Source organism: Pseudomonas sp. TE3644, from assembly GCF_056278815.1.
In genome coordinates, this window is the sequence record NZ_JBWBQF010000001.1 from 4,027,661 (window position 1) to 4,051,202 (window position 23,542).

Below are 23,542 nucleotides of genomic sequence, written 5' to 3' on the forward strand. Positions count from 1 at the left end.
CCGGCCTGTAGCAGCTGCCGAAGGCGGCGTCACAGGCGGCGCGGTGTACTTGAGAGATCGCATCGTGTCCGTGATACGGTTCTGCGATGGGGTGGGAGCGCCCACTCCCCCTTGCTCCCACAAAGCAAAAAAAACGCCGTGCTTTCGCACGGCGTCTTCATCTTTCGGCAAAAACCGGCCTACTGACTCGGCACATACAGCGGCATCGAATCTTCCCACAACGTATCGGTAATCGCATGCTGACCGGAACCATCAGCATTCATCACCCAGTTCTGCCCGTCAGGCTGGAAGGTGTTGTCGTACAGCGCCAGTTCATCGCGGAACCCATAAACACCCGAGCTATAGGCAATACGACCGTCATACAGCCACACAGCGTGCCCCTGGTTAGCACCCGGCGTGGTCAGGCGGGTGACGTCCGTGCCATCGGGCTTGATCGTGTACACGTCGTAATGGAACTTGTTCGGGTCGGTCGGGTTGATCTCCTTGCGCGTGAAGACAATTTTGCTGCCATCCGGCGACCAGCCCGGCAGGTTGTCCGCCTCGCTCGTCAGCACCGTCGACTGGCGCGTATCCACGTCCAGGATGCGCAGCCCTTGAACCTTGGGGCTCCACACGCGGTACACGATCTTCTTGCCATCCGGCGAATAGCTGGGGAAGCCCGCGTTGATCGAACCGTCCGTCAATATCTCCGGCTTGCCGTCCATGCTGCCGTCGGCCTTGATACGGGCAATACGGCCCGGCCCCATGCCACGGGTGAAGAACCAGTCACCAATGCCGAACGCCACCCACTCGCGATTCGGTGACCAGGTTGGCTGGAATGCCCCCGCCAGGCCCTTCTGGACCATGTCCGCCGCCAAGCCGCTGTTGGCCGGGTCATAAATGCGCTGATAGCCGGTGAAATCCGGATTCATGATGGCAATCGACGAGCCCATCGCTTTTTCCGTGTACACCAACTTCTTGCGATCGGCCGACAATTGCGGGAATACGTCGATATAACGGTAATTCCAGCCAGGGTCGAAGCTGAACATCGGCGTGCCATTGGGATGAGCCGGGCGCAGGGTGATCTTTTCGTAGACCACCTTGGTACCGTCGGCCGAATAGTGCGGCGAGCGGATGCCGGTGTTGGCAGTCGAGCGCGACGTCCCTGCGGTGGTGTAGAGGCCTTCCGTATCGCCGCCCTTCACGTGATAAGCGATGTTGGTGTCCGAGATGTATTGCGGGAACACCTTCAGGCCTGGCGTCGTCGTCAGCGAGGTGCGCGACAGCGTGGACAGATCAACCGACTCGATCTGCGAGCTGACCTTGTTGATCAACTCAGGGCGGTGCGCCCCCCAGGTGGATTCAACGGGTGTTTCATAAAACGCGACGCGTTTGCCATCGGGCGACCAGGTCGGCGAACCTTCGTCGAAGCCTGGGTTGCTGGCAATCTTCTTCCAGCCCGAGCCATCGGGATGAATGATGTAGATGCTGCTTTCCTGGGTACGCTCCCAGCCGACCGGCAGGTTGTGACCGCGCCATTGCGAGCCGATATCGGAAGCCAGTGCAATCCACTTGCCATCCGGCGACCACGTCGGACGGAAGAAACTGTGCGGCATGCTTGGATCGAACTTGATGTCGCCGGTAACGTTCTTCAACGCGCCGGTGGCGATGTTGAGCGTCCAGATGTTGGTGGTGCCAAACGCGTCCTTGCCGCGGCGCGACGATACAAATGCAATGATGTTGGAATCGATCGGCGAAAAGACGGCCGCGTCGTCAATAGCGATGTGATCGGTCAGCTTCTTCAACTCGGTGCCGTCGACTTTCACCCGATACAGGTTGGCTTCGCCGAGGCCGTCCCGCTCTGAAGTAAATACGACCCACTGACCATCTTTCGAGAAAGAGGCGTGGTAATCGAAGCCCGGTGCCTGCAGCAACTTGTGCTCGTCGCTACCGTCGGCATTCGCCACATACAAATCGGAAGTCACAGGCCCCAGACGGTTGAGCAATGCCGTGCCTTGAGTGGCAGTCGCCGCATGTGCGCTTGCCGAAATCAGAATCCAGGTGCCCCAGATGGCTGAATAAGCCATGAGCTTTTTAACAGGCGAGTTCAAATACACAGCCAATGCCTCCGTTATTATGCTTGGCTGAGCGGTGGGTACAACTCCCGCTCAACGGCCTCCTGCGTCGCTATCCAGACAACGCGTTGTGTTTCTTTTCCTTGCTGCGATGTTGTGCGTAGCCCCCCTTCTCAGCGATCGGGCTGCCAGTACATGAAACCCATGCCCTCGCCAGTCCCGGCCGGGGTTCGCCAGCACGGTACGTAATCCACCAGGGTCATCTGCGCGCCGGTTTCCTGCACGGCCTTCATCACGCTCACGTACAACTTGATTTCCGAGGTGCCCGACTGATACGAACGCTCGTCCACCGCCGCCAGCCCTTCGTAGTCGTACTCGGCCAGCATTTTCATGATGCGATGGTCGAACGCTTCGTCGTTGACGAAGTGCGACAGGCCGCCGGAGGCAAAGATGCCCACACGCACGTCCTCGGGCCACGCGGTGATGGCGTCGCGCAGCACACGGCCAAACTCGATGCAGCGCGACATGGACGGCTGGGTCGGCGGGTAGAAGCAGTTCATGATGATCGGCACGTGCGGCGGTGGGTTGTCCGACATGATCTGGTGATAGACAAAACTGTAGGCATGCGGCACTACGGGATAGTCTGGTGCCGGCTTCATCCACACGTTGGTGGGCCACGCAAACAGATCGGTGAGGTCGAAGTGCTCGCCTTGGAAATAGTCGATCAGATACGCCGCCAGCCCTGGGTGACACGGGTGGGTGACGTGGTGATCGGGAGCATAGACCGAACGCTGCGGCGGGCCGTTATGTACCTCTTCGCCGCTGTAGATGGCGATCGAGGGCGAAAAATCAGTGAAGATTTCTTTCTGGTCCTTGCCCAGGATGATCGCCACGTCGATGTTCGCATCGCGATAAGCCTGCGCCATCACGTCCAGCGCCTCGCGGCAGCGACCGGCGCGCGCGGTTCGTTCTTCTATGGTCAGGTAGGGCTCGAAAGCGGCCTCACGGTGCGCCTCCAGTTCAGCGTAGGTCCAAGTGCGATTGCGGAACCACAGGGCGGGGTTGTTACGATCGCGCTCACCATTGGTCAACCAGTCCTCTGGCGCCTGTCCCAGCATGCCGCTGTGCGGCACTGCCATTCCGAATACAATTTTTGCCATGCAATCAATACCCCATTGTTTGTTCCGGCCAGCCGTGGCCGTTGTAGGATTTGCCAACGATGCGGGTGGCTACGCGCTGCGCAGTTGCCCACATGGCTCGCTGATTTTGGGTGCCCATTCGGGGCGATACAGGACCAGGGTGGCGAACGCGCCGATCAGCAGAAACGCCAGGATCACTTTCATCGGCAGGTCATAACTGCCGCTGGACTGCAACAGCCATCCCGACAGACCGGCCGCCACGCCGCCGGCAAGGCTTGTGGCGAGCTGCTGCACACCCGTCACCAACCCGACCATCTGCTTGGGGATCAAGGTCAAGCGCGACAACACCAGGTTATTGGCCGTGGTCAAACCCAGGCACGAAAGGGAAAAGATGTTCCAGAAAAGGGCCATGTTCTGCGAAGGCGCGTAGGCGCCGAGCAACACGGTACCGGCAAGCGTAAAACCGGCGACGACGAAGACCTTGCGTACCCGCACGGCGTTGTAGCCCCGTGCAATGATCCGGTCTGCTGCCCAGCCCGCTAGCACGGCAACCACGGCGATGCCGGCGAAGCTGAAGAACGTGAAGAGCCCCGACTTGGAGATCGACAATCCCCGCTGCTCGACCAGATAAGCGGGCATCCACGTCATGCAGTAGAAGGCGAAGTAGCCATAGCAGAAGTTGGTAATCAGCCCGCCCCATATGACCGGGCTGCTCAGAATGCCGTGCAGGTTTGGTGTCCTTGCCTGACTCGTCACCTGGGACAGCTCGGTCCGCGACGGAAAGTCATTGCGCACGGTCAACAACCAAGGAATAAGCCACAACATGCCGACCAGGCCCGTGGCGATAAACATCACTTTCCAGGAATACGTCACGATCAACAAAGCCGCTACAGGGGCACCGATAGCGGGGCCCAGCTTGTTGCCCATGGCAAGAAGGCCGGCAGCCAGGCCGAGGCGGCTTTCATCAAAGTTGTTGCGTATCCAGCGGAAACTGGCGGGAATCACGATAGCCTCGGACACACCGATCAGTAACCGCAACGCAATCAGGCTTTCCAGTGAATGGACCACACCCAACAACAGGGTGAACATGCACCACGCCCCGAAAGACACGGCATACGGCCACTTCACGCCATAACGATCGGCCACCCAACCCATCGGCACCTGGAACAGGCCGTATGACCAGAAGAAGGCCGAGTTGAGCCAGCCACGGTCGAGACTGGTCAATTGAAAATATTGGATGAAGGAGGGATCGGCCAGCGCAGAAGAGATACTGGTGCGATCGACGTAGGAAATAAGAACGCCCAGCGCAAGCAGTGCGAGCACGGCCCAGCGGGATCTACTTGTCAGGATTTGCATTATTTTTATTAACCTGTGAGCGACTGTGTCCACCCCCGGTGCGCTATGGCATATCAACCGGAGGCGCTTTAACCCGGCTTGTTCCAGCGCAGGATATAACCGCAACGCCGTCCTCCCGAAGATCCATTCGCGGCGGCATGGTTTGCATTATTTCCCCGAACCGATGTGCATGGCCCTACACAAAAGTCACTTTCACCGGTACTTTTTCATTGGTTGCGGCGTGTCATGAGAATAAGGCCATACCACGCAGGACGCCGCTTACAAACGAGCCAAGGTCAACAGTTGCTCCCTTGTACACAGTGATTAAGGTCAACCGATGCTTGAGCCCAGCATGAATACCATCAGCGCAACGGTGTACCAACCCAAACACACCAAGGCCCCGCACCCAGTGCTCACGCTGGATTCGATTGGGCCGATTTTCTAGAAGCGCTATGTGAAATTTCAGCGCTGATGGCGATCGCATTCGAACAAGCCGGGGATATCCCGCTGGACCATGCGTTGGCGCAGGCGGGCTTGAGTAACGGACGCGACGTTGTCCTGGACTATCTGAATCACAACGAGGCGTGGGTGGCCTTTGAACACATGATTTACATGATTGAAGAACCTCCACTCGCCATATCCGAGGACTGCGCAAACGTGATGGGGCGGATTGCAGAGGCATTACAGATTCCGCTTCACAAGCCTCATCCGGCGAAATAGTGGCGGGCTGGAAACGGAGCACTACTGGCGAGCGTCTGCTCGGCCAGAAGCTGCTGCCCCCACGATGGCTAAGGTTCCCACGCGCTGTAGCCGCTGCCGACAGGCTGCGCTGGCCGCTGGTTACGCTGAAGATTCCCAGTGTGGTCGAAGGCCAGCGCAGCCTGCGGCACCGGCTACAGTGCTGGGGCTGGCCGTCCGCAATGGGGGTCGAAAGCGGATATTGAAGACACGGCTATGAACCAACCAGACCGAAGCTACCAAAGCCGATGCAGTCGCTATCCGTTTATTCCGTTATCACTGGAATAGCATCCGCTGTCTGTTTATACCGCCCTTGCGCCTTGGATACTGAGCCCTCACTCACACCAAGGATGACCCACATGCCACGCGCGCCCCTCAATAACTCCACCATCGCCCTTCTGCATCTGAGCGCTGTAGCGCTCTGCACTCTAGTGCTCTCACTACTTACGGTGACCATTGTCGCAATCGTAAGGCATCTGCACTAACCATCCGTGGTAATGGCCGCACTCAACACATCTACCAGTGCGCGCACATGGGTATCGCGGTGGCCGGTGTACACCACCACGTCGCGATTAGGCAATTCAGGCAGATTCAACCGCTGACCAACCTCGACACATCCCGCCGGTGCCATCCTGCCCACCATGGCACCTACGCCTATGCCGGCGGACACGGCAGCACCGATCGCGAGAATGCCGGACCCTACAAATGCCTCCCTCCAGCGACGACCGTCTTGCTGCAATGCGTTGACGACCATACTGCGCATACCGCATGGAGAGGGCTGGATCACCATCGGTAATGGCGTACGCTCGGTCGCATCAAACGTCTCGGCGGCCATCCATGAAAAGCGCTCAGTGCCTATGACTTCACCGTCCTGACGCCGGTTGTCGTGACGCAGGATCAGCGCCACGTCGAGCTTGCTTTGTTCATAACTGTCGAGCATTTCCTTCGAAGTACCCAGGCTGAAGGCTACAACCACCTCGGAATCAGCCGCGCTCAAACGCTCGAACCAGCGGGATAGATCGGCGCCAACGATATGGTGGCTAATACCGATGCGTACCATTCGCTTCGGTGACTCAAAACTGAGCATGGCTTCGTTGTAGGTGTCCAGTAGCCGCTGGGCGCTCGCCTGGAAGGCCAGCCCTTCCATCGACAAGGTTACTCGGCGCGGTGTTCGCTCCAGGAGGGGACGCCCAACAGCCTCTTCCAGTCGCTTGATCTTGAGACTGACGGCTGCCTGGCTAGTCCCCATGATGTCTGCGGTCTTGGTAAAGCTTTTAAGCTGGGAGACCAGTACGAAGGCGCGAACTGCGTCAATGTCGGGAAGCTTCATTGGCATGGAGTTAGTGTCAGGGAAAGGCTGAAATATACGCATGGCCGCGTTAGCTGACTAGGCTCACCCGGCCCAGGCGCCCGAGAAGCGGCTTTACCCCGTAGCCGCTGCCGCCAGGCTGCGCTGGCCCGCTGCCCCACTGAAAATCTCCAGCGTACTCAAGGGCCAGCGCAGCCTGGCGGCAGCGGCTACAGGGTGGGCAATATCTGCCGCTGGCAATCTTCCGGCCCCAGCAGCACCCCGCGGCTGGAGCGCACCTCGATGCCTGTCACCGGCTCGCCGTGCACCTTGTCCAGCAGCACCGAGTGCACCTCGCCCGGCGCAAACAGGTGCCGCTCCCCCCACTGCCGCAACGCCACCACCACCGGGAACACCGCCCGCCCCCGCTCCGTCAGCAGGTATTCCTTGAACGCGCTGCCGTCCGAGGCGGGCCGGATCTCGAACACACCCAGTTCAACCAGCAGTTTCAGCCGCGCTGACAGGATGTTCTTGGCCAGACCAAGGCTTTTGTGAAAGTCACCAAAGCGGCGAACACCGTCGAAGGCATCACGGATGATCAGCAGGCTCCAGCGCTCGCCAATCGCTTCCATCGCCCTGGCTACCGGGCACTCGCTGGTTTCAAGGGAGGGTTGCTTGGCCACTCTGGCCTCCTGATGAGCAATTGCGTTGGCAGCAGGGAGTATAAGCCGAACGCAGAATCAGGTTGCAAAAAAAAACCGAATTGATTAAAAACATTCGGTAGCAAAAAACAACTCATTGCCCCAGGCAGGCCCATGAACGCTCAAACGGAACTGAACGACACTGCGCGCCCAGCAACCCTCTCACGGCTTACCACGTGGCTGTTTTCAGTGGCCTGCGCGCTTGCCGTGGCCAATGTGTATTTCGCCCAGCCGTTGCTGGACGCCATGGCGCGAAGCCTCGACGTCGAGCCAGGCATGATTGGCCTGGTGGTCACGGCAACCCAGATCGGCTACGCGGTTGGCCTGTTTTTCATCGTCCCGCTGGGCGACCTGATCGACCGCAAGGCGCTGATCATGACCCAGCTTTTGCTGTCGGCCGGCGCACTGATGGCCGTCGGTTTAGCCCAGCACTGGTGGGTGTTGCTGGGCGCGATGGTGCTCACCGGCCTGATGGCGGTGGTGGTGCAGGTCATCGTCGCCTACGCAGCGGCGCTGGCCACCCCTGCGCAGCGCGGGCAGGCGGTGGGCACGGTGACCAGCGGAGTGGTGCTGGGGATTCTGCTGGCACGCTTCACCTCCGGTTTGATCGCCGACCTTGCCGGTTGGCGCGCGGTGTATTTAGTCTCGTCAGGGTTGATGCTGGCGATGGCCTTTATCCTGTGGAGGACCATCCCGGCAGCAAGCCAACCGCGTCGGCAGGGTTCATACCGCTCGCTGATACGGTCGATGCTCGACCTGTTCAGGACAGAGCCCGTGCTGCGCGCGCGGGGCGTGTTCGCCCTGCTCATCTTCGCGGCCTTCAGTGTGTTGTGGACCGCCATGGTATTGCCCCTGAGTGCGCCACCGCTGTCGCTGACCCACACCCAGGTCGGGCTGTTCGGGCTGGCCGGCATCGCCGGTGCCCTCGCGGCTTCCAGGGCTGGCCGCTGGGCTGATCAAGGCTTTGCCCGGCGCACCACCGGGGTCAGCCTGGCCGTGCTGGCGCTGTCCTGGCTGCCGATGGCCTTTGCCGAGACATCGCTGCTGTGGCTGATCGTGGGCGTGATCATGCTCGATTTCGCCGTACAGGCCGTGCATGTCACCAACCAGAGCCTGATCTTCGCCGCCCGGCCCGACGCGCAAAGTCGATTAGTGGGGGCCTATATGTGTTTCTATTCGGCGGGCAGTGCCCTGGGGGCTGCGGCGGCGACCTGGGTCTATGCACGGTGGGGGTGGCCTGCAGTGTGCCTGCTGGGCGCCGCCATCAGCTTTACGGCCTTGCTGGTCTGGCGGCTGACGCCACCCCCGCCGAAAACCCCGTAGCCGCTGCCGCCAGGCTGCGCTGGCCCGCTGCCCCACTGAAAAACTCCAGCGTACTCAAGAGCCAGCGCAGCCTGGCGGCAGCGGCTACACGGTGATTGTGCGAAGCACTTGGGCAAAGCCTGCCGGGTCTTCGGCGCACGACGTATGGCCAGTGTCCAGCACGTGCAGCGTTGCACCACCGATGCCGTCGGCCAATGCCTGGGCATGCGCAAGGGTACGCGCAGGATCATGCACGCCATGCACGATCGCCGTGGGCACACGCGGCAAACTGGCCAGCAGCGGCGCACAATCGATCGCCTGCTGGCTGAGCAAGGCCTGGATCACCGCGTGGCGGTCCAGTCGGCACGGATAGCTGCGCACCTCCTCCAGCAGTGGCTCTGCCGGCAGGGTATGGAAACAGCGGGCGGTGAACGACACCCGGAACGCTTCGGACCAACCCTGCTCGATCCGCGCCACCAGGCTGTCGATATCACCGTGGCCACGGGTATTGGCGCCGCTGTTGGACAGCACCAGCCCTTTGATGGGGCTGTTTCCCCGCTTGGTACTCAGCAGCGCGGTCAATATGGCAATCGGCGTGCCCATGGAGTGGCCCACCAGAATCACCGACGGCAGGTCGGCGAGCTCGTCGCAAACGCGCTCGGCGATGGACTGCAGGTCAAATGCGCCACCACCCTCCAGCCAAGCTAGCGCCACGGCCGGCAGGCCGCTGCGCAGCGCCGCTTGCTCGAATACCTTTGGCGAACACATCGCGCCGGGCAGGCACACCAATGTGGGTCCGCCGGCCTCTCCTTCGCTCAACCTTGTCCTGTGCATCTTGCTCACTGCCCTTACCTTGTTGTTTTAACAGCGCCATGCGTGCCAACCCATAGAGCCTCAATGCTGATCCTGCGCGGCCGCCCAGGCATTGTCATCGCGTGGCGAACGGCCGAAAAAAGCTTTGTAGGCCCGGCTGAAAGCAGCCTCCGACCCGTACCCGATGGCGAAGCCCACCTCCCCGACACGGCTGCCACCCTTCAACAGCATGCTTCTGGCCAGCGTCAACCGCCACTCATTCTGATAGCGCAACGGTGGGCGCCCTACCAGGGTGTTGAACCGCTCGCAGAAGGTGGAGCGCGACATACCCGCCAGCGCCGCCAACGCTGCGATGCTCAACGGCTGGCCAGGCGCTTCGTGGATGGCCTTCAGCGCGCGGGCCACACGGGCGTCGGCCAATGCCCGCAGCCACCCCGACGCCTCGCCCTGCTGCACCCAGGTGCGCAGTATGCGAATGACCACCAGGTCGATCAGCCGCGACACCATCAGGGTCCCGCCAGGCTGGGTATCGTTGGCTTCCAGCAACATGAAATGCAGGATGCCTTCGGCCCAGGCGGCAGCGTCGACCTGTTTGACATGAATCAGCCATGGCAGGGCAAACACCATGGCCTGGAAGCTGCTGGCGTCGAACCAGAAGCGGCAGACCACCACTTCAACCTGCTCAGTGGCGGCCGTGATGCTCAGCCCGGACAGCGTGTGCGGAAGCAGGAGAATGTCGCCGCGGCTGATCGACCTCATCGGCTGCTCGCCGTGCTGAACGCTCAGTTCGCCCTCACGCAGCATGCACACATGGGCGCGACTGTCGTCCAGCGCCAGCGTGTCGCCGCATTCGAGCCTGCAGGCGTACACCCGATCGCCCGTCAGACGAATATTGGCCAGCACCTGGGACAGCAGATCGGTCGCCGCAAAACCCTCCAGCTGCATTTCCGGATGAATGATCAAGCTTTCGAGGGAATCCATCATGTCTGGACGACCGTGGCGTCGCTAACCTAGGCCCGCAAGCATAACGCTTAACGGCGTCTTCAGCACAGGTCTGCAGCCGGCTCACCCGGCAGGCGACTGTACCTATCATCCAACCACATGGAAACCTTGCACATGTTCGGTATATCCCCCCCAGGCTGGCTACACACCCTCGGCAGTCTGCCGGCCATCCCCTTGGCCGCCTACATGCTGGCGCGCCACGGCAGCATCGTGCCGCGCTCGACACCCGGCGTGTTGTACCTGATCTCAATGCTGATCGGTGCCTGCACGGTATTTCTGGTGGCGCACCAACCCATCAGCACCATCATCGGCGGCGTGACCCTGGCCCTGCTGCTGGCCGGGTACGCGATAGGGTCATTGGCGTGGCTGGGACGGGCCCGTCGTTACCTTGAAACCCTTTTACTGAGCCTGACGGTGTTTCTGCTGATGGTGCCCACCGTCTCCGAGACATTGCGCCGCGTGCCCGATGGCCATCCCATCGTGACCGACCCCCACGCCCCGTTGTTGGTGGGTGCGCAAGCCGTACTGCTGATCGCCCTGGTTGTGGGCGTCAGTGCTCAGATGCTCTACTTGCGCAGAACGGGCGCACAGGTGACGTAGCTGCTCGCGCCTCAGCCTATTTTACCCTTGGGACCGCACCGCCATGAATGATCGCCGGATCATCATTCCAGATGACATGAGACTGCTCAGCGAACGTGCCGGTTATGCGCCTGCGGTAAAGGTAGGCAAGACACTCTACTGCGCAGGCCAGGTTGGCCGTACGCCTGAGTTGGCGGTGATCGAGGACCCGGAAAAGCAGTTTCGGGCCGCCTTCGAGAATCTGCGCCAGGTGCTGGCGGCCGGCGGCTGTAACTTTGAGGACGTTGTCGACATGACCACCTACCACGTCGGCCTGCAGCGGCATATGCCGATCTTCAGAACGGTGAAGGATGAGGTGTTTCCCAGAAGCACCTGTGCATGGACGTGCATCGGCGTCAGTGAACTCGCAAGGCCAGGTCTGCTGGTAGAGATCAAATGCATTGCCGTGCAACGCTGATTGCATCCAAGCCCGCTGTTACCAAAAGGAAACCAGACCGCCATGATGAACCTGATGCACTGGAAGCTGCTGGTCGCCGTGGCCGAAGCAGAAAACATCTCCCGCGCCGCCGAGAGGTTCGGCATCACCCAATCGGGCGCCAGCCAAGCCATCAGCCAGATGGAGGACGCGCTGGGGGTCAAACTGTTACTGCGCGAGCGTCGCACCACCACGCTGACCGCCATCGGCGAGCAGGTGCTGGTGCGTACGCGCCGGATGCTGGCAGAGCTTGAGTCCATTCAGCATCTGGTAGATGCCAGCCGCGGTTGCCATCTGGGCCGCATCCGGCTGGCCAGTTTCCCGTCGGTTTTCACCCAGGTGCTCACACCGATGCTGCACAGCTTCAAACGCCTGCACCCGGGCATCGAGATCATTTCGCTGGAAGGCACCGACGAAGAGGTCGAGGACTGGCTGGCCAATGACAGCATCGACTTGGGCGTCGTCATGAACCCGACACCTGAACGTGAGCCGCTGATGATCGGCCACGACGCCTGGGTGGCTGCGGTGCCGCTGTCCCACCCCCTGGCGCGCCGCGCCAGCACCCGTAGCGTCGACCTGAACGAGCTGGTGAATGAACCCTTCATTGCCGCCACTGGCGGCTGCCATCTGCACGGCCAGAGCCTGATGGCGCAGGCCGGGCTTGCGTTGACCGATGTACGGCTGACGGTGCGCGACTGGGCCACGGCCTTCGCCCTGATCGGTGAAGGCATGGGCGTCTCGATAGTGCCCGCCTCCACCGTGCCCGAGGGCAATCAGCGCTTTCGCGTCTCCCCGCTCAACCCGCCGATCTACCGGCGCTTCGGGCTGGTGTGCTCGCAGGCAGGCCGAGCATCGCCCGCTACCCAGGCGCTTTTGGGCTCATTACGCAAAGCGAGCCAGGGTGTCGAGGTGCCAAGCATAAGCAGAGCTGATGCCAACCCACTGAAAGGCTAATTGGGCACGATGGCAGCTTCGGCCGAGGATGTGGGTTCATTCCCTCATGAGGCTTTCCATGAAACTGTACTTCGCCCCCATGGCGTGCTCGCTCGCGCCGCATATCATCCTGCGTGAACTGGGCGTGCCGTTCGAGCTGATCCGGGTCAATAACCAGACCAAGCGCACGGCGGACGGGCAGGACTTTCGCGACATCAACCCCAAGGGGTACGTGGCGGCGCTGGTGCTGGACAACGGCCAAGTGGTGAGCGAAGGGCCGGTTATTTTGCAGTGTCTGGCGGACCAGCACCCCGAGGCCAATCTGGCGCCGGCCAACGGCAGTTGGGAACGGGTGCGATTGCAGGAATGGCTGAACTTCATCACCGCAGAGCTGCATGCCGGCAGCGCGCCGTTGTTCAACCGGGCGTTGCCGCTTGAGGCCAGAACCTGGTTCGAGGCGCGGCTGTTCATGCGCCTGGATTATCTGGTGCAGGTGATGGGCGACGGCGCCTTTCTGATGTCATCGTTCAGTGTGGCGGATGCCTACCTGTTCACCGTGCTGAGGTGGTTGGCGGTGTTCGACATCGACATCGCACGCTGGCCTGTGCTGCAGCGCTATGTGCAGCGCATCAAACAGCGCCCTGCCGTGCAATCGGCGCTGGCGGCGGAAACTGCGTAGCCGCTGCCGCCAGGCTGCGCTGGCCCCTGCATACACTGAAGATCCCCAGCGAGGCACAGGGCCAGCGCAGCCTGGCGGCAGCGGCTACGCCGTTACGCAGTCAGCTCGCCATTGCACTGTACTCATGCGCACGATGTGCCGAGATGCCCATTTTCTGCTCGTTCATCAGTGGATGATCCCCGACCAGCAACTGTACGCGTGGACGACTCTGGGGGCTGACCAACTGAAGTTCGGCAACCAACCCAAGCGTTTCAGGCAAGGTCGGGATGCTGTTCGCCAGCGTGACGGCGAACGGTGGCTGAGCGGACTGCTGCGGGTCGTCCCACAGTTCGTAAATGCGCTCGAAATCCAGCTGTGCCAGCTCTACCCATACGCCAATGTGATAGTCATCGTCACGCTCGGGAACCGGCATAGGCAGGGTGGCCCGCAAGAAGAATCGCTGCCCTCGGATGATGCAGATATCCCTGTTTTGCTGCACCGCGCTGCGCTCGGTATCGGACAACTGAACCACGGCTTCCGGCAGCTTGAACGCCAGTTCGACCGTGTCCAGCGAATGCGCCTGGCCACAGATGGCGCATACCGGTCGCGACGACCCCAGGGCAGCCGGCAAACGGGCGTCCTGACACCCGACCGCGTCGCTGATGGCAAAGGCTTCGCGCGCTCGACCGCTGGCCATGGCCTGGTCACGAGACAACATCCGCCCCAGATCCGCACAGCCGCCCCAACAGGACGTCGCCGCATCGATCACCCGGCACCCCGGCGCGCCATTGCGCCACTCCAGCACCACACACTCCCTGAGCACCGGGTCTGCGCCTTCACCCCAGCCGCCGATGCTCACAGCCATGACCACACCTGCCTCGGGGTGAGACTCGGTGTAGGTGGCCAGGTACACGGCGCTGGCGCCCTCCTGGTCCGAGACGAAGCCGCGGAAGGTACGGGCTTCGTGGCCACATGTACCGCAATGCCCGCTGACTGTCTGGCTGCCGAGTTCGATGCGAAAAACCTGCTCCATCCCTGGTGTTCCCTTACGCGCGTGAAATTGCGCGCAGTCTACACCGCTACCGGCCAGGCTGCGCTGGCCCCAAGGCAGTGGATATCCACCTCAATGTCTCTTGTGGGGCTGCATACAGTTCCTGCAGCGTCGGGAGCCCCCCGCCCATCTTCAGCGAGGCTTATGGCCAGCGCTGCCTTCGGCAGCCGCTACCACCTCCACCCGCTCAAACCGCCCCGCCAGCACCACATAGGCAAAAATCCCCAACACCCCATGCGCCGCCACAAACCACAACGCCTTGTCGAACGACCCCGTGGACGCCACCACAAACCCGATCACCACCGGCGTGACAATGCCCGCGATGTTGCCGATGCCGTTGAACACCCCGCCGCTCAACCCGACCATGCCCTTGGGCGCCGTGTCGGACAGCACCGCCCAGCCCACCGCCGCCAGGCCTTTGCCGAAGAACGCCAGGGCCATCAGCGCGATCACCATCCAGTTGGCGTCCACGTAGTTGGCCGATACCAGGCTGGCGGCCAGGGTCATGCCGATCACGAACGGGGTTTTGCGCGCCCGTGAGGGGTGCATGCCCTGGCGGATCAGGTAGTCGGAGACCACGCCGCCCAGCACGCCGCCGGAGAAGCCGCAGATGGCTGGCAAGGCGGCCACCCAACCTGCTTCCATGATGCTCAGGCCACGGCCCTTGATCAGGTAGATGGGGAACCAGGTGATGAAGAAGTACGTCAATGCGGTGATGCAGTACTGCCCCAGGTAGATGGCCCACAGGGTGCGGTTGGTGAACAGTTGCGCCACTTCGGCAAAGGTGAATGTCGGTTTGCTGGCCTTGCGGGTGGCTTCCAGGTCGACCAGGGCGCCGCCCTCGCGCATGTAGTCCATTTCCGCAGCGCTCAGGCGCGGGTCACTGTGGGGCTCGCGGTACAGGGCGAACCAGAACACCGTCGCCACCAGGCCCAGTGCGCCCATCCACAGGAACACATGCTCCCAGCCCAGGGCATGGGTGAGCCAGGCCATCAGCGGCGCGAACACCACCACGGCCATATACTGCGCCGAGTTGAACAGCGCCGAGGCGGTGCCGCGCTCGCTGGTGGGGAACCAGCAGGAGACAATGCGGTTGTTGGCCGGGAAGGCCGGCGACTCCACCAGCCCGAGCATGAAGCGCATGCCGAACAGGGTCATGGCGGCGGTGGAACCCACCAGGCCAAACCAGCCGACAGTGCCCTGCATCATGGTGAACAGCGACCACAACAGCAGGCTGCAACCGTACACCCGCCGGGCGCCGAACTTGTCCAGCAGCCAGCCGCCGGGTATCTGCCCCAGCGCGTAGGCCCAGGCGAATGCCGAGAAAATCATGCCCAGCATGATCGGGTCCAGGCCCAGGTCCTTGACCACGCCGGTACCGGCGATGGACATGGTGGCGCGGTCGGCGTAGTTAAGCACGGTGACGATGAAGATCAGCGAGAGGATGACGAAGCGGCGGCGGCCCACCCTGGCCTCGGCAATGGGGGCTGCCAACGAAGCGGTCTTAGCGTTCATGGGACTCTCCGGCCTCCTCGCGGGAAGGCTTTATTGTTGGAATAGAGCGGTAGGAACGGCGAGGCTTCAGGGTAGGAAATTCATCGATGCGCGTCTAACATAGAGACTGTATCGACCCATACAAGAATTGAATCGTGGAACTGCACCAACTGCGTTGTTTCGTCATGGTGGCTGAAGAGCTGCACTTTGGCCGTGCCGCCCAGCGGCTGTTCATGACCCAGCCGCCGCTCAGCCGGCAGATCCAGTTGCTGGAGCGCTCGCTGGGCGTGACGTTATTCGACCGCAGCAACCGCCAAGTGAAACTGACCACGGCGGGCCAGCATTTTCTGCGTGATGCGCGGCATGTGCTGGCCTACACCGAGCAGGCGGCCGACAGCGCGCGGCGGCTGGAGCATGGCGAGCTGGGGCAACTGGTGCTGGGCTTTACGGCCGTCAGCGGTTATCAGCTGATACCGCGTTTGCTGGAGCATGCCGCCAAGGTCTTGCCCCACGTGCAGATCGACCTGCGCGAGATGGTCTCAGGCGCGCAGATGGAAGCGCTGGAGGCGGGCATGATTGACATCGCCTTCGTGCGCCGGGCGGCCGCGCGACCGGGGCTGGATTATGAACTGATCAGTCGTGAACCCTTGCTGGTCGCCTTGCCTGAAAACCACCCACTGGCGGCCAAGGCCGAGGTCGCCATGGCCGACCTCGATCAGCATCCCTTCGTGATGTACTCACGCGATGAAGGCGGCTACTTCTACGACTGCATCGCCGGGCTGTTTTCGCTGGCTGGCGTGAATCCTCAGTACCGCTATTTCCTTGGCCAGACCCACTCGATTCTGGGCCTGGTCAAGGCTGGCCTGGGCGTGGCCATTGTGCCGGCAGCGGCCCGCCACCTTTACCTTGGGCATCTGCATTTCCGGCCGTTGCATAACGCCCAGCCGCAGGCGGAGGTGTACCGGGTGGTGCGTCGAGATAATGAGAATCCGGCGGTGGGGCCCTTTCTGCGGATGGCACAGGATTACTTCGCGCGGGGCGAATCAGGGGTGTAGCCGTCCCCCACTCTGCCTCGTGTCGAACACACAAGGCTGGCAACGCCGCCCCATCAGGCCATGGCACGTTGCAACAAATGTGGGACCGAGGGAACCTCGGGAAGCGCCGCGCGGGCGGCGCGCGATCTCAAAAGCGCCAGAAAAACCAAGGCATGCACCTGTACGCCCCATGCAATTTCAAATCAGGCACATTGGGGTTTTCGCGGTTTTATTGACCGTAGATCGCGTCATAGCCTCATGGCGCTAGCCGATGATTTTCCAGCGCCCTTGAGATCGAGCGCCGCCCGCGCGGCGCTTCGCGGGCAGAGCCCGCTCCCACGTTTTGTTGCAACGTACCATGGCCTGATGGATAGGCGTTGCAAGCCTGGTTTGTCCGCCTTGAGTGGGTGGGGATCTGAAGATTTGTGAAGAATGTTTTTTCCACGCAGACCAGCGCCGCCCGCCCTCCCCTGCGTTATAGTGTCGCACTTCCCAGCCTGCCCTTTCGAGGATGCCTCCGTGGCCTCAACCCCTTCCCTGCGAACCATCTTGAAACCGGTTTCAGTTCTCGCCTTGTCCCTGCTCGCCGCCCATTCAATCAGCGCCGCCGACTGGGTCGTGTCGTCCAACGACGGCAAGTACCAGCGTGTACAAGGCCGCGACACCTACCCAGATGTCGCCAAGCCCGACACCCTCACGGTGCTGGACGCCAGCGTATTCCCGCCCAAGGTCAACCAGACCGTGGAAGTGGAAAACGGTATCCAGGGCCCGCCCCAGGCTGCCGCCATCAGCCCCGACGGCAAGCTGGCCCTGGTGGCCGCGCCCACGCGCTATGACCACGCCGCCAAGCAGTTGCAGATGGACACCTTCCTGCAGGTGGTGGACCTGGGCGCCAAGCCCGCCACCGTCAGCAAGATCGAGCTGGGCAGCCATCCCCAGGCGGTGGCCTTTGACCGCAGCGGGCACTGGGGGGTAGTGACCTGCGTGGACGGCGGCGTGCGCCCGCTGCGCATCGAAGGCAACACCGTCACCGTGCTGGACACCATCAGCATCGGCACCAAGCGCCTGGCCGGCGCGGCGTTCACCCATGACGGCCAGCATGTGCTGGTGTCACTGCGTGACGAACAAGGCGTGGCGGTGTTGAACCTGGCCGACGGCAAATGGAGCGACAGCGGCGACCGCCTGAGCACCGGTGTGGCGCCGTACACCATTGATGTGTCCAGCGACGGGCACTGGGCCGTGGTCAGCAACGTCGGCCTGGCCGGCCTGCCCAACTACAAGGGTCGTCTGGCCGGTGATGAAGACAGCGTGACGCTGATCGACGTATCGAAGACGCCGTTCCGTGCCGTGCAGCAGATCAGCACGCCGTCGCTGCCTGAGGGGGTGGCGATCTCGCCGGACGGCAAGTGGATCGTCGCGCAGTCCATCGATGGCTCGAACCTGACGCCGGACAATCCGGGCGTGCGTGCCCATGGACGGGTAACGCTGTTTGCGATTCGCAAGGGTCATGCCGAGAAGGTCAACGACGTGGCCGACGGCAACTCGTCCCAGGGCGTGGTGTTCAGCGCTGACAGCCAGCAGGTGATCGTGCAGTTCAACGTGGAGCATCAGCTGGGCCTGTACCGCATCGAGAACGGGCGGCTGGTGGACAGCCACAAACGCATCGAGCTGAGCGGCGGGCCGTCCTCCCTGCGCAGCGCGCCGCGCTGACGGGTACCCGTAGCCGCTGCCGCCAGGCTACAGGCGTTGCTGGCCATCATCGTGATCAATAGCCACCATTGATAATCACATGTTCCCTGACCCGCCGATCAGGTTCAGGATGGCTTCACACCCAAGCAATCCTGGAGTACATGCCATGAAAGGTCCCCTCATCGCCCTGCTCGCCCTCGCCCTGGCTGCCGGCAATGCCCTGGCCGCCCCGCGCGCCGCTGAAGATGAGGGGATGTTTCGACCGGCGACCCAAGTGTCGGCAGCCACCTTGCACCATTCGCAATCGGTGGGCGTGATTCTCAACGAGACCACCCAGGCGGCCCTGATGCACCACGATGCCGCCACCCGCGCGGCGTTGGAGGCAGTGCGCAGTTCGCTACAGCAGCAGTTCGCTTCGGTGCAGTTCTACGCGAGCCTGGACAAGGTGATGGGCGCGCGGCCGGACGTGATTGTGCTACTCAAAAGCACCAGCCAGCGCGGTGGGTTCGTGCAGGCGCAGTTCTTCGACGCCAACCTCACTTACATCACCCAGGTACGCAGCGTGGACGCCCAGCAAGCGGGTGCGCTGCAGGCGTTCGACGCCTCGCTCAAGGCCCTGGTGGCCGACCTGTAGCCGCTGCCGCCAGGCTTCGCTGGCCCTATGCCTGGCTGTAGATCTGCGGCGCACGTCAGGGCCAGCGCAGCCTGGCGGCAGCGGCTACAGGGCGTTGCCCTTGCGGTATTCGTCCGGGGTGGCGCCGGTCATGCGGCGGAACATGCTGATAAACGCGGAGGCGCTGCTGTAGCCCAGGTCTAGGCCGATGGCCTCCACGGTGTGGCCCTGCTCCAGTTTGGCCAGCGCCTCGACCACCTTCAGGCGCTGGCGCCACTCGGCGAACGACATGCCCAAATCCCGCTGACAGCGACGCACCAGGGTGCGCTCGGTGGTGTTCACCGAACGCGCCAGTTCGGGCAGCGAGCGCGGATCGGCCGGGTCGGCTTCCAGTGCCCTCAATACCGGGCCCAGCAACGGATCGCTGGAACCTGGCAGGTAGCTGCCGGCGTGGGGCGCACGCGCCAGGCGGTCCACCAGCACTTGCAGCAGACGCTGCTGCTCCTCGGTCTGCGGCAGGTCGGGGGGCTCGGCGCGCAAGGCGTCGAGCAGCGAGCGAATCAGCGGGCTGAGGGTGAGCGCGCAGTGCTGGCGGGGCATCAGCGCACACAATTCCGGCGCCACGTAAACCGAACAGTGACAGGCCTCGTGCCGGTTGAAACCCATGTGCTCCACATCCGGCGGCAGCCAGATGCCGTATTGCGGCGGCGCCAGGTAGTGGTGATTGGCAATCTCGATTTCCATCACGCCGCTGAACGAGTAGACAAACTCGCCCCACGCATGGCTATGGCGTGGATAGGTGGCATGCGCCGGCATGCAGGCCGTGCGGAAGAACACCGGGGCCGGCAGCTCGTAGCTGAACGGCGGCACCTGCACGTGGTGAGCTATGTCGGGTTTCATGGTGTCCATCTGGTACGGGGTGGCGTAGTCCAGCTATAGGCTGTCAGATTCAAACTATATCAATAAAACCAGCCAGTCCCATAATGCTCACCTTTCTCCCGACAACAGGAACCTCACCATGCAACAGCGCAGCGCGCTGGATGGCCGGGCCGGCATGATGATGCTGGTGCTGTGCGCCATCTGGGGCTTGCAGCAAGTGGCGATCAAGTCGATTGCCACCGACATCTCCCCCCTCCTGCAGATTGGCGTGCGCTCCGGCGTGGCCGCCGTACTGGTGGCCGCGTTGATGTTCTGGCGCCGCGAACAACCGCGCGCCGGCGACAATCACTGGCTGCCCGGCTTGGCCATTGGCGGGCTGTTTGGCCTGGAATACCTGCTGGTGGGCGAAGGCCTGCGCCACACCACTGCCTCGCACATGGTGATCTTCCTCTACACCTCGCCGATCTTCGCCGCGCTGGGGCTGCACTGGAAGCTGCCGGCCGAGCGCCTGAAAGCAGCGCAATGGGGCGGCATCGCCCTGGCCTTCCTAGGCATTGTCGTCGCCTTCAGTGGCCACGGCAGCCAAGGCACCAGCACCCTGCTGGGCGACGCCCTGGGCCTGGCCGCCGGCGCTGCCTGGGGCGCCACCACCGTGGTGGTACGCACCACGCGCCTGTCCGGCGCACCGGCCACCCAGACCCTGCTGTACCAACTGCTGGGTGCTTGCGTACTGCTGCTGGCGGCCGCCGTGGCCCTGCACCAGGCCAGCGCCAACTTCACGCCCACCGTGGTGGTCAACCTGACGTATCAGGTGCTGGTGATGTCGTTTGCCAGCCTGCTGGCATGGTTCTGGTTGCTGCGCACCTACCTGGCCTCGCGGTTGGGGGTGTTGGCGTTTCTGACGCCGTTGTATGGCATCGGCTTTGGCGTATGGCTGCTGGATGAGCCGCTGGAGGCGCGGTTCCTGATGGGGGCGGCGTTGGTGACGGCGGGGATTTTGTGCGTGAGTGGGTATGAGTGGTTTAGTCAGCGCAAGGGCAAGCTGGAGGAGCACGCCCCACAATAACGAGATCTCCAGGCGGGCACCAAGGCTGACAACCCCTATCCAACAGGCCATGGTACGTTGCAACCAATGTGGGACCGGGGGGCCGGCCATCCGGTTCTACCCGGGAAGCGCCGCGCGGGCGGCGCTCGATCTCAAGAGCGCCACAAAAACCCACGACATGCACCCCAAGCCCCACCGCAAATCCGTAGCCGCTGCCGACAGGCTGCGCTGGCCGGAGTGAACCCTGAAAATCTTCAGTGAGGCACAGGGCCAGCGCAGCCTGGCGGCAGCGGCTACGTAATTGCGTCAGGGCCGCTAGGTGCATGCCTTGATTGCTCTGGCGCCCTCAAGATCGAGCGCCGCCCGCGCGGCGCATCGCGGCCAAGGCCGGCTCCTACATTTGTTGCAACGTACCATGGCCTGGTGGTCCGAGTCGCCAGCTTTTGGTGGTTGGCTTAACACCGAGTCGCCGGTTTCCTCCCGCGAAAAACGTTGGTCCTACTTCCCTTTTTGTAGGACCTTTCTGATTTCACCCTGTAAGCTCCCCGCCGTCTTGCGCACGCCAAGTACCCAGGCCTACCCTTCCCTCCGCCGCTGAACCCAGCGGCCGGGTTGGCAGCCCGAATACCTGAAGTGCGTCGAGCCACCGTTCATGGTGGCTGTACGCAGGGCACGTTCGCGTGCGCCGGGCTCTTCAGGTACCGGTCTGCCAACCTGCGTACGGCCGCCACCCTTCGTTTGGCAGCGAGGACGCGGCTTTGGCTGATTACCTGAAGGATTCAACCTGATGCAAGACGAGTCTGCTTTACCCCTTCTGACTACCTCACAAGATTTCGGCGATTGCGGGGCCAATGACCAGGCACTGTTTTCGGTGCGGGCCGGTGTGCCTGTGGAAGATGCGCTGGTGCAGGTATCGCTGCTGCTCAAGTGCGCCAGTGAGACGGCCTTTGAACTCTCCGACTGCGGGCTGCCGCAGCGTGGGTTGATTGGTTCGACGCTGCATTGCCTGGATAGCGCTCGCGCGCTGGTGGACAGCGTGCTGGCCGGTTTGCACCGGTAACGTAGCCGCTGCCGATAGGCTGCGCTGGCCCTGGGCCTCGCTGGAGATTTTCAGGGTTCACACAGGCCAGCGCAGCCTGGCGGCAGCGGCTACGGGTTTGCGTCAGGGCCGCTAAGTGCATGTCTTGATTGCTCTGGCGCTCTTGAGATCGAGCGCCGCCCGCGCGGCGCATCGCGGCCAAGGCCGGCTCCTACATTTGTTGCAACGTACCATGGCCTGGTGGACCGAGTTGCCAGCCTTTAGTGCCAGGCGCGCTACCGCGTCACCAATGCCCAAGCCCAGAAATGCAAAAAGGCCGCCCTTCACAGGGCGGCCTTTTGCTTTGACGCAATTACAGCCAATTACATCTTGTCGCCTTCCAGCACCAGCGGCGGATTAGGCAGCCCCTGATCCTTGCGCAGCTTCGCCACTTGCTTGGCATCGACGGTCGCGGCCGCCGGGTTGCCGAACTGCTTGAACACGTAGTTGGTGACTTGCGCCACTTGCTCGTCGTTCAGGTCTTCGGCAAACGATGGCATCAGGATGTCGCCCTGAACCATCTTGCGGTTCACCGAGCCCAGGATCACCGAGACCACGTTCTTGGCGTCAGCCGCACCAGTGGTGGTGTGGTTGACTAGCGCCGGGTACGCGCCGAAGCCGCTGCCGGCGCCCTGGCCCTTGGCACCGTGGCAGGTGGCGCAGCTACCCATGAACAGCGCGCGGCCCGGATCTTGAGCCAGGATGGCCGGGCTCTGGCCGCGCAGGCCGACGTAGCCGTCGCCTGGCTTGCCGAAGCTGGCGCGCGAACCTGGCTGCTTGTCGTCGGCGATCGCCGGGGTGGACTGCAGGTAGGTGGCGATGGCCGTCAGGTCGGTTTCCGGCAGGTACTGCAGGCTGTGCTCGATGGCTTCGGCCATGGGGCCCGAGGCGGTGGCCAGGCCGTCGACGTGACCGGTCTTGAGGTAAGTGACCAGTTGCGCCTGGGTCCAGTTGCCGATGCCGGCGACTTTGTCCGGGGTGATGTTGTAGGCCACGAAGCTGCCCAGGTCACCGCCGGCGAACGGCTTCTTGGTGTCCATGCCCATGGTCAGGTTACGCGGCGTGTGGCAGGTGCCGCAGTGCGCCAGCGCTTCGACCAGGTAACGGCCCTGGTTCCACTCGGCGGTCTGGCTTGGGTCAGCCTTGAGTTCGCCTTCCTTGAAGTTGAAGAACTTCCAGAAGGTCATGCCCCAGCGCTGGTTGAACGGGAACGGCAGGTCGGTCTTGGGCGACGCCTCGGCCACCGGCGGCAGCGACATGAGGTAGGCCTTGATGGCCAGCACGTCGTCGCGCGACATCTTGGTGAACGAGTCGTAAGGCATGGCCGGGTACAGCTGTTCACCGTCCTTGCCCACGCCATCACGCACGGCGGCGACGAACTGGTCGTCGCTCCAGTTGCCGATGCCGTGCTCCTTGTCCGAGGAGATGTTGGTGCCGTAGATCACGCCGAACGGCGTGCCCACCGGGTAGCCGCCGCCAAACGCCTTGCCCTTGGGCGCGGTGTGGCACGCGGTGCAGTCGGCCGCGTGGGCCAGGTATTCGCCACGGGTAATCAAGGCTGCATCGGCAGGTTGTTCGGCGGCCTGGGCACCCAGGCTGACCACCAGCGGCAGTACCGCCATCAGAATCTTTTTCATGGTTA

At 62.6% G+C, this 23,542-nt stretch carries 22 protein-coding genes; 11 read left to right on the plus strand and 11 right to left on the minus strand.

All coding sequences use genetic code 11. The annotated features are described in order from the left end of the window. Window positions 1-179: 179 nt before the first annotated feature. From ACZ9GA_RS17685 to ACZ9GA_RS17695, 3 genes are all read right to left on the minus strand, one after another. Window positions 180-2,096: a TolB family protein gene (locus ACZ9GA_RS17685; protein ID WP_457361471.1), complete on the minus strand. Its 1,917-nt coding sequence runs from the start codon at window positions 2,094-2,096 to the stop codon at window positions 180-182. Window positions 2,097-2,227: 131 nt separating this feature from the next. Further along, the gene (locus ACZ9GA_RS17690) at window positions 2,228-3,193 is read right to left on the minus strand and encodes a DODA-type extradiol aromatic ring-opening family dioxygenase (RefSeq protein ID WP_457361470.1); all 966 of its coding nucleotides are present in this window, start codon (window positions 3,191-3,193) and stop codon (window positions 2,228-2,230) included. 90 nt (window positions 3,194-3,283) lie between these two features. Further along, the gene (locus ACZ9GA_RS17695) at window positions 3,284-4,549 is read right to left on the minus strand and encodes an MFS transporter (protein ID WP_457361469.1); all 1,266 of its coding nucleotides are present in this window, start codon (window positions 4,547-4,549) and stop codon (window positions 3,284-3,286) included. Between the two features lie 450 nt (window positions 4,550-4,999). Here ACZ9GA_RS17695 and ACZ9GA_RS17700 point away from each other — a divergent pair, with 450 nt between their 5' ends. Continuing rightward, on the plus strand, window positions 5,000-5,248 hold the full coding sequence (locus ACZ9GA_RS17700) for a hypothetical protein (protein ID WP_457361468.1): 249 nt from the start codon (window positions 5,000-5,002) through the stop codon (window positions 5,246-5,248). Between the two features lie 499 nt (window positions 5,249-5,747). On the opposite strand, the gene ACZ9GA_RS17705 is transcribed toward ACZ9GA_RS17700, so the two are convergent. Together ACZ9GA_RS17705 and ACZ9GA_RS17710 are read right to left on the minus strand one after the other, a co-directional pair. Next, window positions 5,748-6,602, minus strand: coding sequence for a LysR family transcriptional regulator (locus ACZ9GA_RS17705; protein WP_457361467.1), 855 nt, complete (start codon window positions 6,600-6,602; stop codon window positions 5,748-5,750). Between the two features lie 182 nt (window positions 6,603-6,784). After that, the gene (locus ACZ9GA_RS17710; RefSeq protein ID WP_457361466.1) at window positions 6,785-7,237 is read right to left on the minus strand and encodes a winged helix-turn-helix transcriptional regulator; all 453 of its coding nucleotides are present in this window, start codon (window positions 7,235-7,237) and stop codon (window positions 6,785-6,787) included. Between the two features lie 132 nt (window positions 7,238-7,369). On the opposite strand from ACZ9GA_RS17710, the gene ACZ9GA_RS17715 reads away from it, so the two are divergent. Continuing rightward, window positions 7,370-8,578, plus strand: coding sequence for an MFS transporter (locus ACZ9GA_RS17715; protein ID WP_457361465.1), 1,209 nt, complete (start codon window positions 7,370-7,372; stop codon window positions 8,576-8,578). A gap of 84 nt (window positions 8,579-8,662) precedes the next feature. Here the strand turns inward: ACZ9GA_RS17715 and ACZ9GA_RS17720 are convergent, their stop codons facing one another. Together ACZ9GA_RS17720 and ACZ9GA_RS17725 are read right to left on the minus strand one after the other, a co-directional pair. Further along, a complete protein-coding gene (locus ACZ9GA_RS17720; RefSeq protein ID WP_457363697.1) occupies window positions 8,663-9,391 on the minus strand; it encodes an alpha/beta fold hydrolase in 729 nt (242 codons plus the stop codon). A gap of 60 nt (window positions 9,392-9,451) precedes the next feature. After that, window positions 9,452-10,354 (minus strand): AraC family transcriptional regulator, encoded by a 903-nt coding sequence (locus ACZ9GA_RS17725; protein ID WP_457361464.1) that lies wholly within the window; start codon window positions 10,352-10,354, stop codon window positions 9,452-9,454. Window positions 10,355-10,486: 132 nt separating this feature from the next. On the opposite strand from ACZ9GA_RS17725, the gene ACZ9GA_RS17730 reads away from it, so the two are divergent. From ACZ9GA_RS17730 to gstA, 4 genes are read left to right on the plus strand one after another with little or no spacing between them, the layout of a single operon-like run. Further along, complete coding sequence (locus ACZ9GA_RS17730) at window positions 10,487-10,972, plus strand: hypothetical protein (protein ID WP_457361463.1); 486 nt, start codon at window positions 10,487-10,489, stop codon at window positions 10,970-10,972. 43 nt (window positions 10,973-11,015) lie between these two features. Beyond that, on the plus strand, window positions 11,016-11,408 hold the full coding sequence (locus ACZ9GA_RS17735) for a RidA family protein (protein ID WP_457361462.1): 393 nt from the start codon (window positions 11,016-11,018) through the stop codon (window positions 11,406-11,408). 42 nt (window positions 11,409-11,450) lie between these two features. Continuing rightward, window positions 11,451-12,380: a LysR family transcriptional regulator gene (locus tag ACZ9GA_RS17740; protein ID WP_457361461.1), complete on the plus strand. Its 930-nt coding sequence runs from the start codon at window positions 11,451-11,453 to the stop codon at window positions 12,378-12,380. Between the two features lie 58 nt (window positions 12,381-12,438). Then, complete coding sequence (gene gstA / locus ACZ9GA_RS17745; RefSeq protein WP_457361460.1) at window positions 12,439-13,038, plus strand: glutathione transferase GstA; 600 nt, start codon at window positions 12,439-12,441, stop codon at window positions 13,036-13,038. 100 nt (window positions 13,039-13,138) lie between these two features. Here the strand turns inward: gstA and ACZ9GA_RS17750 are convergent, their stop codons facing one another. Beyond that, a complete protein-coding gene (locus ACZ9GA_RS17750) occupies window positions 13,139-14,050 on the minus strand; it encodes a DUF2199 domain-containing protein (protein WP_457361459.1) in 912 nt (303 codons plus the stop codon). Between the two features lie 150 nt (window positions 14,051-14,200). Further along, window positions 14,201-15,583 carry an MFS transporter gene (locus tag ACZ9GA_RS17755; protein ID WP_457361458.1) on the minus strand — a complete coding sequence of 461 codons (1,383 nt, stop codon included), beginning with the start codon at window positions 15,581-15,583 and terminating at the stop codon, window positions 14,201-14,203. 134 nt (window positions 15,584-15,717) lie between these two features. Here ACZ9GA_RS17755 and ACZ9GA_RS17760 point away from each other — a divergent pair, with 134 nt between their 5' ends. The 3 genes from ACZ9GA_RS17760 (at window position 15,718) to ACZ9GA_RS17770 (ending at window position 18,919) form a co-directional block, all read left to right on the plus strand. Beyond that, window positions 15,718-16,617 (plus strand): LysR family transcriptional regulator, encoded by a 900-nt coding sequence (locus tag ACZ9GA_RS17760; RefSeq protein WP_457361457.1) that lies wholly within the window; start codon window positions 15,718-15,720, stop codon window positions 16,615-16,617. A gap of 552 nt (window positions 16,618-17,169) precedes the next feature. After that, entirely contained in the window at window positions 17,170-18,306 is a 1,137-nt protein-coding gene (locus ACZ9GA_RS17765; protein WP_457361456.1) for a YncE family protein, read from the plus strand. 145 nt (window positions 18,307-18,451) lie between these two features. Continuing rightward, window positions 18,452-18,919, plus strand: a complete 468-nt coding sequence (locus ACZ9GA_RS17770; protein ID WP_457361455.1) for a hypothetical protein — start codon at window positions 18,452-18,454, stop codon at window positions 18,917-18,919. A gap of 84 nt (window positions 18,920-19,003) precedes the next feature. Here the strand turns inward: ACZ9GA_RS17770 and ACZ9GA_RS17775 are convergent, their stop codons facing one another. Next, entirely contained in the window at window positions 19,004-19,798 is a 795-nt protein-coding gene (locus ACZ9GA_RS17775; protein ID WP_457361454.1) for an AraC family ligand binding domain-containing protein, read from the minus strand. A gap of 118 nt (window positions 19,799-19,916) precedes the next feature. Here ACZ9GA_RS17775 and ACZ9GA_RS17780 point away from each other — a divergent pair, with 118 nt between their 5' ends. Together ACZ9GA_RS17780 and ACZ9GA_RS17785 are read left to right on the plus strand one after the other, a co-directional pair. Next, window positions 19,917-20,843, plus strand: coding sequence for a DMT family transporter (locus ACZ9GA_RS17780; RefSeq protein WP_457361453.1), 927 nt, complete (start codon window positions 19,917-19,919; stop codon window positions 20,841-20,843). A 766-nt stretch (window positions 20,844-21,609) separates the two neighbouring features. Beyond that, on the plus strand, window positions 21,610-21,882 hold the full coding sequence (locus ACZ9GA_RS17785; protein ID WP_457361452.1) for a DUF3077 domain-containing protein: 273 nt from the start codon (window positions 21,610-21,612) through the stop codon (window positions 21,880-21,882). Window positions 21,883-22,223: 341 nt separating this feature from the next. On the opposite strand, the gene ACZ9GA_RS17790 is transcribed toward ACZ9GA_RS17785, so the two are convergent. After that, window positions 22,224-23,537, minus strand: coding sequence for a c-type cytochrome (locus tag ACZ9GA_RS17790; RefSeq protein WP_457361451.1), 1,314 nt, complete (start codon window positions 23,535-23,537; stop codon window positions 22,224-22,226). Window positions 23,538-23,542 lie beyond the last annotated feature (5 nt).